The organism is Pseudomonas sp. PvP089, assembly GCF_017875165.1.
Lineage (GTDB): Bacteria > Pseudomonadota > Gammaproteobacteria > Pseudomonadales > Pseudomonadaceae > Aquipseudomonas > Aquipseudomonas fortuita.
In genome coordinates this window covers 483,088-496,872 of the sequence record NZ_JAGGME010000001.1, presented here as the reverse complement: position 1 = coordinate 496,872, position 13,785 = coordinate 483,088, and the positions used below count along the sequence as shown (strand labels likewise).

General features: G+C 64.0%; 11 protein-coding genes. 8 read left to right on the top strand and 3 right to left on the bottom strand.

The genetic code is table 11. The annotated features are described in order from the left end of the window. Nucleotides 1-174: 174 nt before the first annotated feature. From J3A71_RS02240 to yccS, 7 genes are all read left to right on the top strand, one after another. Nucleotides 175-1,977 carry an acyl-CoA dehydrogenase gene (locus J3A71_RS02240; RefSeq protein WP_096426853.1) on the top strand — a complete coding sequence of 601 codons (1,803 nt, stop codon included), beginning with the start codon at nucleotides 175-177 and terminating at the stop codon, nucleotides 1,975-1,977. Between the two features lie 32 nt (nucleotides 1,978-2,009). After that, nucleotides 2,010-3,452 carry a TldD/PmbA family protein gene (locus tag J3A71_RS02235; protein WP_102667695.1) on the top strand — a complete coding sequence of 481 codons (1,443 nt, stop codon included), beginning with the start codon at nucleotides 2,010-2,012 and terminating at the stop codon, nucleotides 3,450-3,452. Beyond that, complete coding sequence (locus tag J3A71_RS02230) at nucleotides 3,452-4,771, top strand: TldD/PmbA family protein (protein WP_096426855.1); 1,320 nt, start codon at nucleotides 3,452-3,454, stop codon at nucleotides 4,769-4,771. Before J3A71_RS02235 ends, J3A71_RS02230 begins: the two co-directional genes overlap by 1 nt. Nucleotides 4,772-4,900: 129 nt before the next feature. After that, on the top strand, nucleotides 4,901-6,328 hold the full coding sequence (gene mdtD, locus J3A71_RS02225; RefSeq protein ID WP_016489500.1) for a multidrug transporter subunit MdtD: 1,428 nt from the start codon (nucleotides 4,901-4,903) through the stop codon (nucleotides 6,326-6,328). Between the two features lie 113 nt (nucleotides 6,329-6,441). Then, nucleotides 6,442-7,779 carry an ATP-dependent RNA helicase DbpA gene (dbpA, locus tag J3A71_RS02220; RefSeq protein ID WP_231995348.1) on the top strand — a complete coding sequence of 446 codons (1,338 nt, stop codon included), beginning with the start codon at nucleotides 6,442-6,444 and terminating at the stop codon, nucleotides 7,777-7,779. A 79-nt stretch (nucleotides 7,780-7,858) separates the two neighbouring features. Next, nucleotides 7,859-9,040 carry an NAD(P)/FAD-dependent oxidoreductase gene (locus J3A71_RS02215; protein WP_016489502.1) on the top strand — a complete coding sequence of 394 codons (1,182 nt, stop codon included), beginning with the start codon at nucleotides 7,859-7,861 and terminating at the stop codon, nucleotides 9,038-9,040. 128 nt (nucleotides 9,041-9,168) lie between these two features. Continuing rightward, nucleotides 9,169-11,352: a YccS family putative transporter gene (gene yccS, locus J3A71_RS02210; RefSeq protein ID WP_016489503.1), complete on the top strand. Its 2,184-nt coding sequence runs from the start codon at nucleotides 9,169-9,171 to the stop codon at nucleotides 11,350-11,352. 111 nt (nucleotides 11,353-11,463) lie between these two features. On the opposite strand, the gene J3A71_RS02205 is transcribed toward yccS, so the two are convergent. Beyond that, nucleotides 11,464-12,201, bottom strand: coding sequence for a transporter substrate-binding domain-containing protein (locus tag J3A71_RS02205; protein ID WP_016489504.1), 738 nt, complete (start codon nucleotides 12,199-12,201; stop codon nucleotides 11,464-11,466). A 155-nt stretch (nucleotides 12,202-12,356) separates the two neighbouring features. On the opposite strand from J3A71_RS02205, the gene J3A71_RS02200 reads away from it, so the two are divergent. Next, nucleotides 12,357-12,809, top strand: coding sequence for a GNAT family N-acetyltransferase (locus J3A71_RS02200; RefSeq protein ID WP_024717355.1), 453 nt, complete (start codon nucleotides 12,357-12,359; stop codon nucleotides 12,807-12,809). A 132-nt stretch (nucleotides 12,810-12,941) separates the two neighbouring features. On the opposite strand, the gene J3A71_RS02195 is transcribed toward J3A71_RS02200, so the two are convergent. After that, nucleotides 12,942-13,238, bottom strand: coding sequence for a winged helix-turn-helix domain-containing protein (locus J3A71_RS02195; protein ID WP_016489506.1), 297 nt, complete (start codon nucleotides 13,236-13,238; stop codon nucleotides 12,942-12,944). A gap of 12 nt (nucleotides 13,239-13,250) precedes the next feature. Continuing rightward, nucleotides 13,251-13,751 (bottom strand): M48 family metallopeptidase, encoded by a 501-nt coding sequence (locus J3A71_RS02190; RefSeq protein WP_031311603.1) that lies wholly within the window; start codon nucleotides 13,749-13,751, stop codon nucleotides 13,251-13,253. Between the last annotated feature and the right edge of the window lie 34 nt (nucleotides 13,752-13,785).

The window sequence follows — 13,785 nt, the reverse complement described above, 5'->3', positions numbered from 1 at the left end:
CCTTGCGTCGCGATGCGCCGCGCGGGCGGCGCTCGGTCTTGCAGGCGCAGAAAAAATCAAGGCAAGCACCTGTATGCCCCACCCGTTCTAAACCCATATCACCCAAACCTATTAACCTCCCCCCACCCCACCCGATTCCCTACACTCGCAGCATCCCGCCTCAGGACCGCCCCCATGCCCGAGACCCTGCTCAGCCCCCGCAACCTGGCCTTTGAGCTCTACGAAGTGCTCGACGCCCAAGCCCTCACCCAGCGCCCGCGCTTTGCCGAGCACAGCCGCGAAACCTTCGACGCGGCACTGGCTACCGCCCGCATCATCGCCGAAAAGTACTTCGCCCCGCACAACCGCAAGGCCGACGAAAACGAGCCGCGCTACGTGGACGGCCGCGCTGAACTGATCCCCGAGGTCAAGCCTGCCGTCGACGCATTCCTCGAAGCCGGCTTCCTCAACGCCAACCGGGACTTCGAGTTCGGCGGCATGCAGCTGCCCAGCCTGGTTTCGCAGGCCTGCTTCGCTCACTTCCAGGCTGCCAACGCCGGCACCACGGCCTACCCGTTCCTGACCATGGGCGCAGCCAACCTGATCGAAAGTTTCGGCACAGAGGAACAGAAGCGTCTGTTCCTGCAGCCAATGATCGAGGGCCGCTACTTCGGCACCATGGCGCTGACCGAGCCCCACGCTGGCTCGTCTCTGGCCGACATCCGCACCCGTGCCGAACCTGCGGGCGACGGCAGCTACCGGCTCAAGGGCAACAAAATCTTCATCTCCGGTGGCGACCACGAACTGTCGGAAAACATCGTGCACATGGTGCTGGCAAAGCTGCCGGACGCACCGCCCGGGGTGAAAGGCATCTCGCTGTTCATCGTGCCCAAGTACAACGTCAACCCCGACGGCAGCCGTGGCCCGCGCAACGACGTGCTGCTGGCCGGGCTGTTCCACAAGATGGGCTGGCGCGGTACCACCTCCACCGCGCTGAACTTCGGCGACAACGACCAGTGCGTCGGCTACCTGGTCGGCCAGCCGCACCAAGGCCTGGCCTGCATGTTCCAGATGATGAACGAGGCGCGTATCGGCGTTGGCATGGGCGCGGTGATGCTCGGATACGCCGGCTACCTGTATTCGCTGGAATATGCCCGCCAACGGCCGCAAGGCCGGATGCCGGACAACAAAGACCCGCTCAGCCCGGCGGTGCCGATCATCGCGCACACCGATGTGAAACGTATGCTGCTGGCACAGAAGGCGTACGTGGAAGGCGCCTTCGACCTGGGCCTTTACGCCGCGCGCCTGTTCGACGATACCCACACCGCCGATGACGAAACGTCCCGCACACAAGCGCAGGCGCTGCTCGACCTGCTGACCCCGATCGTCAAGTCGTGGCCCTCGACGTTCTGCCTCAAGGCCAACGAACTGGCGATCCAGATTCTCGGTGGCCACGGCTATACCCGCGAATACCCGGTGGAACAGTACTACCGCGACAATCGCCTGAACCCGATCCACGAGGGCACCGAAGGCATCCAGTCGCTCGACTTGCTCGGCCGCAAGCTGGCACAGAACCATGGTGCCGGCCTCAAGCAACTGATCCGCCTGATCGCCACCACCGGCGAACGTGCAAGCCACCACCCCAAACTCGACCCACTGCGCCAGCCACTGGAGCAACTGGTCAACCGCCTGCAGGGCGTGACACTGGCCCTGCTCGGCGACATGGCCCAAGGCGAAGTCGCTGGTGCCTTGGCAAATTCGGCCTTGTACCTCAAGGCCTTCGGCCATTGCGTGATCGGCTGGCGCTGGTTGGAACAGGCCATTCACGCCGAGCTTGGCCTGCAGAAAGGTCGCCCTGCCGATCGCGACTTCTATCAGGGCAAGCTGCAGGCCGCGCGTTATTTCCTGACCTGGGAAGTACCGGGCTGCCATAATGAGCTGGCATTGCTAGAGGCGCGCGACAACACTTGCCTCACCATGCAGGACGAGTGGTTCTAAGGGGGAGCCACCGTGTACACGGAGGCTTTTGCATGTTCGATTCCAGCGCCCTGCTGCGCCAGCGCTTTGCCGCGCTGCGCAGTACGGCCGAGTTGTTTTCCCTGCGCCATGTGAAACAGTCGCACCAGGCGCTGTCGGTTCGCCGCAATGTTGCCGAACCGCCGCTCTTCAGCCAGGACGAAGGCGCCATGCTCACCGCGCGGGTCAATGGCGTGGAGGCCTATGCGGCCACCGCCGACCTCTCCAAGGCTGGCCTGCAACGCGCATTGGAACAAGCCGAGGCGCTGGCCCGGCAGATTGCCCGACACAGCCTGCTGGACCTGCGCAACCAGCCGGTGACCAGCGCACGCCACGACCATATCTCGCCCAACTTCGACCAGCCCGTCCCCTCCCTCGCCGACTGCCTTGGCCTGCTCGCCGCCGAATCGGCCAGCGTGCCCAAAGACAGCCGTCTTGTGGACTGGCAGGCCAGTCTGGGCCTGAGCCTGGTGGAGCAAACCTACCTGAACTCCGCGGGCGCCGAACTGCGCCACGCACAGCGTTTCCTGTTCCCGGGGCTGGGCGTAACCGCCAGCGATGGCCAGGACAGCCAGAGCCGCAGCCTGGGCCGCGACAACTTCGGCCAGCAGGGCGGTTTCGAAATCATCGAGCGCTGCGGGCTGGTCGGCGCCGCCCGGCGGGTGGCCGACGAGGCACTGCAACTGCTGCTGGCCCCCAACACCCCCAGCGGCCCGCGCGACCTGCTGCTGATGCCCGACCAGATGATGCTGCAGATCCACGAGTCCATCGGCCACCCGCTGGAAATGGACCGCATCCTTGGCGACGAGCGCAACTACGCGGGCACCAGCTTCGTCAAAGCCAGCGACTTCGGCCACCTGCAGTACGGCTCCCGTCTGTTGAACGTGACCTTCGACCCGACCATCGGCGAAGAACTGGCCAGCTACAGCTTTGATGATGACGGCACCCTGGCCAGCAAGCAGTTCCTGATCCGCGACGGCTTGCTGCTGCGCCCACTGGGCGGCGCGCTGTCGCAGTTCCGCTCAGGCCTGGACGGCGTGGCCAACAGCCGCGCCTGTGGCTGGAACCGTGCGCCGATCGACCGTATGGCCAACCTCAACATCGAGCCGGGTGACCAGAGCCTGCACCAGCTGATCCAGGGCATCGAGCACGGCATCCTGATGCGTACCAACCGCTCCTGGTCCATCGACGATGCGCGCAACAAGTTCCAGTTTGGCTGTGAATGGGGCCAGTTGATTGAAAACGGCGAGCTCAAAGGCATCGTCAAAAACCCCAACTACCGTGGCATCTCCGCGCAGTTCTGGCGCAACCTGTCGGCGGTCGGCGACCGCAGTACCTTCCAGGTGCTGGGCACGCCCAACTGCGGCAAGGGCGAACCCAACCAGGTGGTGCGGGTCGGCCACGCATCGCCGGCCTGTGTGTTCCGCCAGATCGATGTATTCGGAGGAGACGCCTGATGAAGCATGCTTTCGAAACCTTGGTTGCGGATGTGCGCGCCGCCCTGCAAGCAGGCGAGCAGTTCACCCTCGGCTACAGCGCAGAACAGTCGCAATTCGTGCGCTTCAATCACGCCAAGGTTCGCCAGGCCGGTGAAGTGAGCCAGGCCAGCGCGCAGCTGCGGCTGGTGCGCGATGGGCGCCAGGCGGAACAGCAGGTGACCTTGAGTGGCGACGTGCAACTGGATCGCCAGCGCCTGAGCGATGCGCTTGAGCAGCTGCGCCAGACCTTGCCGCTGCTGGCCCTCGACCCTTACCTGCGCCTGGACCAAAGCGCCTGGCACAGCCACAGCCAGCAGGAACACCCCCTGCCCGCACTGGACGAAGTACTGGCCCTGCTCGACCGTGAAGCTGGCGACCTGGACCTGGTCGGCATCTACGCCGCCGGCCCGATCTGCCGGGGCTTTGCCAGTTCCTTCGGGGCCTTTGGCTGGCACCAGGCCAACAGCTTCAACTTTGACTGGAGCCTGTTCCACGAAAACGGCCAGGCGGTGAAGGCCAACTGTGCCGGCCAGCTGTGGAGCGCCGACGACTTCATCGCACGCTTGCGCCAGGCACGTGAACAACTGGGATTCCTAGGTCGCACGGCGGTCACCCTCAAGCCCGGCAGCTACCGCGCCTACCTGGCGCCTGCGGCCATGGACGAAATTGCCGGCATGCTGTGCTGGGGCGGGTTTTCCGCGCAGGCCCTCGCCACCGGCAACAGCGCCTTGCAGCGCCTGTACAACGGCGATGCACGGTTAAGCGCGCTGGTGAGCTTCACCGAACAGGTCAGCGGCTCGCTGAGCCCGGCGTTTTCCGATGAAGGAGCGCCACGCCTGGATGTGCCGTTGATCCAGCAAGGCGCAGCGCTGCAACGCTTGGTCAGTGCGCGCAGTGCGGCCGAGTTCGAACTGCAGGCCAACGGTGCCGACAGCTACGAGTCGCCCTGCGCGCTCAGCCTGGCGCCTGGCAACCTGGCCAGCGAACAGATCCTTGAGCGGCTAGGCACCGGGCTGTACATCAGCAACCTGTGGTACCTGAACTACTCTGACCTGCCGGCAGCGCGGATGACCGGGCTGACCCGCTTCGCGACCTTCTGGGTGGAAAACGGGCAGATCCAGGGGCCGGTGAGCACCATGCGCTTCGATGACAGCCTGTACAGCCTGCTGGGTAGCCAGCTGGAGGACCTGACCCGGGAGCGCGAGATGATCTTGTCGACCAGCACCTATGGGCAGCGCAGCACCGGGTCGAGTCATTTACCCGGCGCACTGGTCAAAGGCCTGACCCTGACATTGTGATTGGCATTACCGACCCTTTCGCGGGGCAAGCCCGCTTTCACAGAGATCTCACCACATCAGAGGGCAGTGGAGATTTTGTGGGAGCGGGCTTGCCCCGCGAAGAGGCCGGCACAGACAAAAGAGGACGTCATGCCTGAGCGCACCCCGCTGGACCCCGTCACCGCCCGCTGGATCCCCTGGGTGGTAGCCATCGCTTTCTTCATGCAATCCCTGGACGGCACCATCCTCAACACTGCGCTGCCGGCCATGGCCCGTTCACTCGCTGAAGACCCGCTGCGCATGCAGGGTGTGATCATCGCCTACATGCTCACGGTGGCCCTGCTGATCCCCGCCTCGGGCTGGATTGCAGACCGCTTTGGCACCAAGCGCATCTTCTTCAGCGCCATCTTGCTGTTCAGCTTCGGCTCGCTGCTGTGCGCCGCCGCCAACAGCCTCGGTTTTCTGATCTTCGCCCGCGTCGTGCAGGGCCTGGGCGGTGCGCTGATGCTGCCGGTCGGGCGGCTGGTGGTGCTGCGCGCCTACCCGCGCAGCGAGCTGGTGCGGATCATGAGCTTCATCACCATCCCAGGCCTGCTCGGGCCATTGCTAGGGCCAACCGTCGGCGGCTGGCTGGTGGAAATCCTCAGCTGGCACTGGATCTTCCTGCTCAACCTGCCAGTAGGGCTGATCGGCTGCATTGCCGTGTGGAAGTTCATCCCGGACCTGCGCGGCGCGGAACGAACCTCGTTCGACGGCCCTGGATTCCTGCTGTTTGGCGCAGCCATGGTACTCATCACCATCGCCATGGAAGGCCTGGGCGAATTGCACCTGCCGCACCTGCGGGTGATGTTGCTGCTGTTCGCCGGCATGGCCTGCCTGGCCGCCTACTGGCTGCGTGCCGGGCGCGACCCCGAGCCGCTGTTCTCGCCCAGCCTGTTCCGCGTGCGCACCTTCGCCATCGGGATCCTCGGCAACCTGTTCGCTCGCCTGGGTAGCGGCGCCCTGCCGTTCCTCGTGCCGTTGCTGCTGCAGGTGGCGCTGGGCTACTCGCCGGCGCAGGCCGGCATGAGCATGATCCCGCTGGCAGCGGCGGCCATGCTGGCCAAGTCGATTGCCCGGCCGCTGATCGAACGGTTCGGTTATCGCATCATTCTCACTGGCAACACATTGCTGCTGGGGGTGCTGCTGGCAAGCCTGGGGTTGGTGGACGAGCAGACGCCCTATTGGCTGCTGCTGGTCCAACTTGGCCTTCTGGGCGCGGTGAACTCCATGCAGTTCACCGCGATGAATACGGTGACCCTGATCGACCTCGACGACGCCAGCGCCAGCAGTGGCAACAGCCTGCTGTCAGTAGTCGCACAGTTGGCGCTGAGCTTGGGCGTAGCCTGTGCCGGCGCCCTGCTGGGCGGCTTTACCGCGGCGGGCAGTGCCGAAGGCGTGGAGACCACCCTCGGCGCCTTCCAGCTGACGTTTGTCACCATTGGCATAATGGCGATGCTGGCGGCAGCGATCTTCCTGCAACTGGCGCCGACGGACGGAAGGCGTGCCCGTCGTCCGGAACAACACATGGAACCGTAGGGCGAATGGCCACGAGGCTGGTAGACTGTGCGGCATTTTTTCGCTTCGCAACGCAGGCCCGCCTCGTGACCACCGAATCCACCGCCTTTGCCACTTTGCCGTTGTCCGCCGCCATGCTGGCGAACCTGGACGCCCTCGGCTATGCCTCGATGACGCCGATCCAGGCCCAGAGCCTGCCCGTCATCCTCAAGGGTCAGGACCTGATCGCCCAGGCCAAGACCGGCAGCGGCAAGACCGCCGCCTTCGGCATCGGCCTGCTCAACCCGATCAACCCGCGCTACTTCGGCTGCCAGGCGCTGGTGCTGTGCCCTACCCGCGAGCTCGCCGACCAGGTGGCCAAAGAGCTGCGCCGCCTGGCCCGCGCCGAGGACAACATCAAGATCCTGACCCTGTGCGGTGGCGTTTCGCTGGGCCCGCAGATCGCTTCGCTGGAGCACGGTGCGCACATCATCGTCGGCACCCCGGGGCGCATCCAGCAGCACCTGGACAAAGGCACCCTGGTGCTCGACGGCCTGAACACGCTGGTGCTGGACGAAGCCGACCGCATGCTCGACATGGGTTTCTTCGACGCCATCGCCAGCATCATCGGCAAGACCCCATCGCGCCGCCAGACCCTGCTGTTCTCGGCCACCTACCCGTCCGGCATCAAGCAGCTGGCCGCCGACTTCATGCGCAACCCGCAACAGGTCAAGGTCGAGAGCCTGCACACCGACAACCAGATCGAACAGAGCTTCATCGAGATCGACCCACAGCACCGCCTTGAAGCCGTCACCCGTGTGCTCGGCCACTACCGCCCGCAATCCTGCGTGGCGTTCTGCTTCACCAAGCAGCAGTGCGAGGACGTGGTTGCCCACCTGACGGCCAAGGGCATCGTCGCCCAAGCCTTGCACGGTGACCTGGAGCAGCGCGACCGTGACCAGGTACTGGCCATGTTCGCCAACCGCAGCAGCTCGGTGCTGGTGGCCACCGACGTGGCCGCACGCGGCCTGGACATCGATGGCCTGGACATGGTCATTAACGTGGAACTGGCGCGTGATGCAGAAATCCACGTGCACCGCGTGGGCCGTACAGGCCGTGCCGGCGAGAAAGGTGTTGCGGTCAGCCTGGTGGCGCCAGCCGAAGGCCACCGTGCCCAGGCCATCGAAGACCTGCAGAAAAGCCCGCTGCGCTGGGACTCGCTGGACAGCTTGAAGAACAAGGGCGGTGAACCGCTGCTGCCCGTGATGACCACGCTGTGCATTGCCGCAGGCCGCAAGGACAAACTGCGCCCTGGGGATATTCTTGGTGCGCTGACCGGTGATGCCGGCATCCCGGGCAAGCAGGTGGGCAAGATTGCCATCTTCGACTTCCAGGCGTTTGTTGCCGTCGAGCGCGCCCTGGCCAAGCAGGCCATGCAGCGGCTGAACAGCGGCAAGATCAAGGGCCGCGCCCTGAAAGTCCGTATTCTCTAAAATTCGGCAAGGTCCCTGTGGGCGCTCCGATTAACCCGCTTCCACAGGGTTCAGCATTTCAAATCTGAAGGTTCATACCGTGCACTCCACCGACGTGATCATCCTCGGCGCCGGCGCCGCAGGCCTGATGTGCGCCCAGCTCAGCGCCCGCCGTGGTCGCCGGGTGCTGCTGCTCGACCACGCCAACAAGCCCGGCAAAAAAATTCTCATGTCCGGCGGCGGCCGCTGCAATTTCACCAACATGTACACCGAGCCAGCCAACTTTCTGTCGCACAACGCGCACTTCTGCAAGTCGGCCCTGGCCCGCTACACCCAGTGGGACTTCATCGAACTGGTGTGCAAGCATGGCGTTGCGTATCACGAGAAGAAACTCGGCCAGCTGTTCTGCGACAACAAGGCCAGCGACATCCTCGACATGCTGCTGGCCGAATGCGACGAGGCCGGCGCCGAGATCCGCATGCACACCAGCATCGAACACATCGAGAAGACCGAAAGCGGCTACCTGCTGCAGACCAGCGGCGGCCAGTTCGCCTGCCAGTCACTGGTGATCGCCACCGGCGGCCTGTCGATCCCGACCCTGGGCGCCACCGGCTTCGGCTACCAGGTGGCGCGCCAGTTTGGCCACACCCTGCTGCCAACCCGCGCCGGGCTGGTGCCGTTCACCATCACCGAGCCCCAACTCAAGGCACTGTGCACCGAGTTGTCCGGCACCTCGCTGGACTGCACCGCCAGCTGCAACGGCACCAGCTTCCGCGAGAACCTGCTGTTCACCCACCGCGGGCTGAGCGGCCCGGCGATCTTGCAGATTTCGTCGTTCTGGGAAGCCGGTGACACGGTCGAGATCAACCTGCTGCCGGACCGCGATGCGCTGACCTGGCTGCAACAGATGCAGGCCGAACGTGCCAATGCCGAGCTGAAGACCGTGCTGGGCGAGGTATTCACCCGCAAGCTGGCCAACCTGCTGGCCGAGCAATGGTTCGAGTCCAGGCCGATGAAGCAGTACACCCCTGCGGAACTGGCACAGATCGCAGAAAAACTGGCGAACTGGCAAGTGGTGCCGGCCGGCACCGAAGGCTACCGCACCGCCGAAGTGACCCTGGGCGGCGTGGATACCCGCGAGGTGTCGTCCAAGACCATGGAATCGCTGAAAAGCCCCGGGCTGTATTTCATCGGGGAAGTGCTGGATGTCACTGGCCACCTGGGTGGCTTCAACTTCCAGTGGGCGTGGGCGTCGGCCAACGCCGCAGCGCAGTTCGTGTAGAGTAGAATCCATTCAGCAGCACGGAACGCTTCTTGCTGGCCCGTGCTTGGAGCCGTTACTGGGGCCGCCGCGCGCCCCAATAACCGGCCCTGAAAGGTATTCTTCTGATCACTGCCTAGCAGGCCATCATGTCATCGAGCTCGTTCCGTCAGTCACTGCGTCGCCTGTGGGGCCAAGACAAGTTCAGCTACAGCATCCGGGTCACCATCGCCCTCACCGGCAGCCTGGCCCTGTGCTGGTACCAGAACGAGATGGCCCTGCTGATTCCGCTGTTCCTCGGCATTATCGCCAGCGCCCTGGCCGAAACCGACGATAGCTGGCAGGGCCGCCTCAGCGCCCTGGCCGTTACATTGGTGTGTTTCGCCATCGCTGCACTGGCGGTCGAGTTGCTGTTTCCCTACCCCTGGATCTTTGCCGTCGCCCTGGCCTTGGCGGCGTTTGGCCTGACCATGCTCGGCGCCTTGGGCGAGCGCTATGGTGCGATTGCCTCGGCGACACTGATCACGGCGGTTTACACCATGATCGGGGTGGACCAGCGCGGCGGCCAAGTCACGGACTTCTGGCACGAACCGCTGCTGCTGGTGGCTGGGGCGGCCTGGTACGGGCTGCTTTCGGTACTGTGGCAGGCACTGTTTTCCAACCAGCCTGTGCAGCAGAGCCTGGCCAAGCTGTTCTTCGAACTGGGCAGTTACCTCAAGCTCAAGGCCAGCCTGTTCGAGCCCATCCGCACCCTCGACGTCGAGGCCAGGCGCCTGGAGCTGGCCCAGCAGAACGGCAAGGTGGTGGCAGCGCTCAACGCAGCCAAGGAGATCATCCTGCACCGGGTGGGCAACAGCCAGCCAAACTCCAAGGTCAGCCGCTACCTGAAGCTGTACTTCCTGGCCCAGGACATTCACGAGCGGGTCAGTGCCTCGCACTACCCCTACAACGGCCTGACCGAGGCGTTTTTCCACAGCGACGTGATGTTCCGCTGCCAGCGCCTGCTGCGTAAACAAGGCTCGTCCTGCCAGGAGCTGGCCCGCTCGATCCGCCTGCGCCAGCCGTTTGTGCTGGCCAGTGGTTACCCAGAAGCCCTCGAAGACCTCAACGCTTCGCTGGAGCACCTGCGCCTCCAGAACAACCCGGCCTGGCGCAGCCTTTTGCGCTCGCTGCGGGCACTGGCCGCCAACCTGGCAACACTGGACCGCCTGCTGAGCGCCGCCAGCAACCCGGACAGCCTGGCCGATGCCAGCGACAGCAGCCTGCTCGACCGCTCGCCACGCTCGCTGAAAGACGTATGGACACGCCTGCGCACCCAGCTCACGCCGACCTCGCTGTTGTTCCGCCATGCCCTGCGCCTGCCGCTGGCGCTGTCGATCGGCTACGGCATGGTGCACCTGATTCACCCGACCCAGGGCTACTGGATCATCCTGACCACGCTGTTCGTGTGCCAGCCAAACTACGGGGCAACCCGGCGCAAACTGGTGCAGCGAATTTTCGGCACTGCCGTCGGCCTGACAGTGGGCTGGGCCCTGTTCGACCTGTTCCCCAACCCGGTCATCCAGTCTTTGTTCGCCGTGGTCGCCGGGGTGGTGTTCTTCGTCAACCGCACCACCCGCTACACCTTGGCCACGGCCGCGATCACCTTGATGGTGCTGTTCTGCTTCAATCAGATCGGCGATGGCTATGGGCTGTTCCTGCCACGCTTGTTCGATACCCTGGTGGGCAGCCTGATCGCCATTCTGGCGGTGTTCCTGTTCCTGCCTGACTGGCAAGGACGACGGTTGAACAAGGCACTGGCCAATACCCTGGCCTGCGCCAGCGTGTACCTGCGCCAGATCATGCAGCAGTATGCCCATGGCAAGCGGGACGACCTGGCCTACCGCCTGGCCCGGCGCAATGCCCATAACGCCGACGCGGCGCTGTCCACTACCCTGGCCAACATGCTGATGGAGCCAGGGCATTTCCGAAAGGAGGCCGACGTTGGCTTCCGCTTCCTGGTGTTGTCGCACACCTTGCTCAGCTACCTCTCGGGGTTGGGCGCGCACCGCGACACGGCCTTGCCGGCAGAGGTGCAGGAGCAGTTGATCGAAGGCGCCGGGCAAAGCCTGGCCAGCAGCCTGGACGAGATTGCCAACGGCCTGGCCGCGCGGTTACCGGTGGCGATTCACAGCGATGCCGAAGAGGCGCTGGCCAATGCACTGGAGCAGATGCCGGAAGAGCTGGATGAACATCAGCGATTGGTGCAGACACAGTTGGCGTTGATTTGCCGACAGTTGGGGCCGTTACGGACCTTGGCGGCACACCTGATCAAGGAAGGTGCTCCGGCCTGATTTTAGGGTGCCTGTGATTGCCTCTTCGCGGGTAAACCCGCTCCCACAGGGACTTCACAGGGCTTGAGACATATGGAGTGCCCGCGAAGAGGCCGGCACAGGCGATACAGATCAGAAGCCATGCTGGCGCATTAGCCGGGCATAGCTGCCATCGGCCTTCATCGCCGCAATCGCCTGCTCGAAGCGCTCGACGATGCGCTTATGTTCCGGGTGCTTCAGGCTCACCAGAATATGCAGGGTGTTCTCCCCTAGCGGCGGCTCGACCAGCATCACCCCATCACGCACTTCCTGCGGCTCACGCTGCAAGTTGTAGCGGGCCACATACTCGTCTTCCACCGCCAGGTTCACCCGCCCTGCCGCCAGCATTCGCACCGCCGATGAAAAGTTGCGCACCGGCACCTTGTGCAGACGGGTATCGCCGTCAAATTCCGGCGAGTAGGCGTAATCACGCACCACGGCGATGCTGTAGGCGTACAAATCCGACTGGCGCTTGTAGTGGAATGTCTCACCCTTGCGTTGCAACAGATGAATACGGTTAGTCAGGTAAGCGTTGGAAAACTGCCCGATGTTGGCGCGTGAGTCGTTGTACCAGGCATTGATCAGTACGTCGTAGCGCCCCTCACCTACCCCCAGCAGCGCCCGCGCCCAGGGCGCCTCTTCATAGCCGCTGGTGTAGCCGGCACGGGCCAGCGCCGTGGTGACGATGCTGGTCGCCAGGCCGCCGCCCGGCATATTGGCATCAGTAAACGGTGGCCAGCTATCAGCCACCAGGCGCAGCTTGCCGTGACCCGGTGCGGGGGTTGCCAGCATCATTGCCAGTAACCCCAGAACACAAAGCAGTGGCCGCATGCTCACGTCCTTTCGTTATGGAGGGCACACACTGCCGACGAGATTACACAAAGCTGCCGCCGAGGGCAGCCGCCAATAGTGTCATTTAGCCTCTATTTTGGCCGAAGGGCATAGACCATGCGATGATCGAAGGCCCACTCAAGGAGTTCGCGCCAATGTCCGTCGACTGGCTCTGCAAGCACCACACCGACCTCGGCAAAGACCAGCTGTACGCCATTCTGCAATTGCGCACGGAAGTGCTCGTGGTGGAGCAGCGCTGCGCCTATCAGGAAGTCGATGGCCAGGACCTTACGGACGATACCCTGCACCTCATGGCCTGGCAGGATGACAAGCTGGTGGCGTACCTGCGCCTGCTCGATCCGCAGTCCCAAGGCGGGGATGTGGTGATCGGGCGAGTGGTGACTTCACCTGCGGCACGCGAGTCAGGTCTTGAAGAACAGCTGCTGCTCAAAGGGCTAGAGGCAGCGGAGCATTGCTGGCCGGGGGTGCCGGTCTACCTGTCGGCGCAGACGCATTTGCAGGCGTTTTATGCCAGCCATGGGTTTGCGGTGGTGGGCGAGGAACATCTTGAAGATGACATCCCGCACATCGGGATGCGCAAAGGCTGACATTGCCAGGGGTGCTTTGCACCCCTTTCGTCGGCAAGCCAGCTCCCACAGGTTCCGCGCAGGCCTCAGAGACACGCCTTATCTGTGGGAGCTGGCTTGCCGGCGATGAGGCCAGTACAGACGCCAGAAATCTCAGGGGTAACCCAGCACTTCGCGGATCTGGCGCAAGTGGCGGATGATCCACTGCTTGTCGATCGCCCCCCAGTCATGAATGCGGTAATGCCCGGCGTGGTTGCGTGCACCTTCCAGCTGTTCGAACTCGCAGACGATGTCCAGGTCGGCCAGCGCGGCGATGGTGTCCTGGGCCGTGCGCCGTGGCATGCCGGTAGCCTCCATCAGGGCGGGCACGCTGGTCGCGGTCTGGCTGTCAATCAGCCAGGCGACGTACAGGCGACGGTAGAAGCTGCTCTTGGTCTTGCTCACTTCCATGCTGCGTGGTCCTTAGCAGTTGCCCGGCAGCTCCCGATAGGTCAGGTAGACGCGCAGGTCGAATTCCAGTTGGTGGTAGTCCGGCTCCATGTGCTGGCAGAGCTGGTAGAACGCCTTGTTGTGATCGCGCTCGCGCAGGTGCGCCAGTTCGTGCACCACGATCATGCGCAAGAACTGCGGCGCAGCCTCCTTGAATAGCGAGGCAATGCGGATTTCCTTCTTCGCCTTGAGCTTGCCGCCCTGCACCCGCGACACTGCCGTGTTCAGGCCCAAGGCCCGATGGGTCAGGTCGAGACGGTTGTCGAACAGCACCTTGTCGAGGTTCGGCGCACTGCGCAGGTACTGCTGGCGCAGATCCTGGGCATAGCCATACAGCGCCTTGTCGCTTTGCACATCATGGCGGTCGGGGTAGCGGCGCTGCAGGTAGTCACCCAGGCGGTCGCTGTCGATCATCTGCCGCACCTGCTCTTGCAGGTGCGGTGGGTAGGCTTGCAGATAACGTAATACGGTCATGGCGCTGCATTCGGCGTAACGAATGCCGATTCTA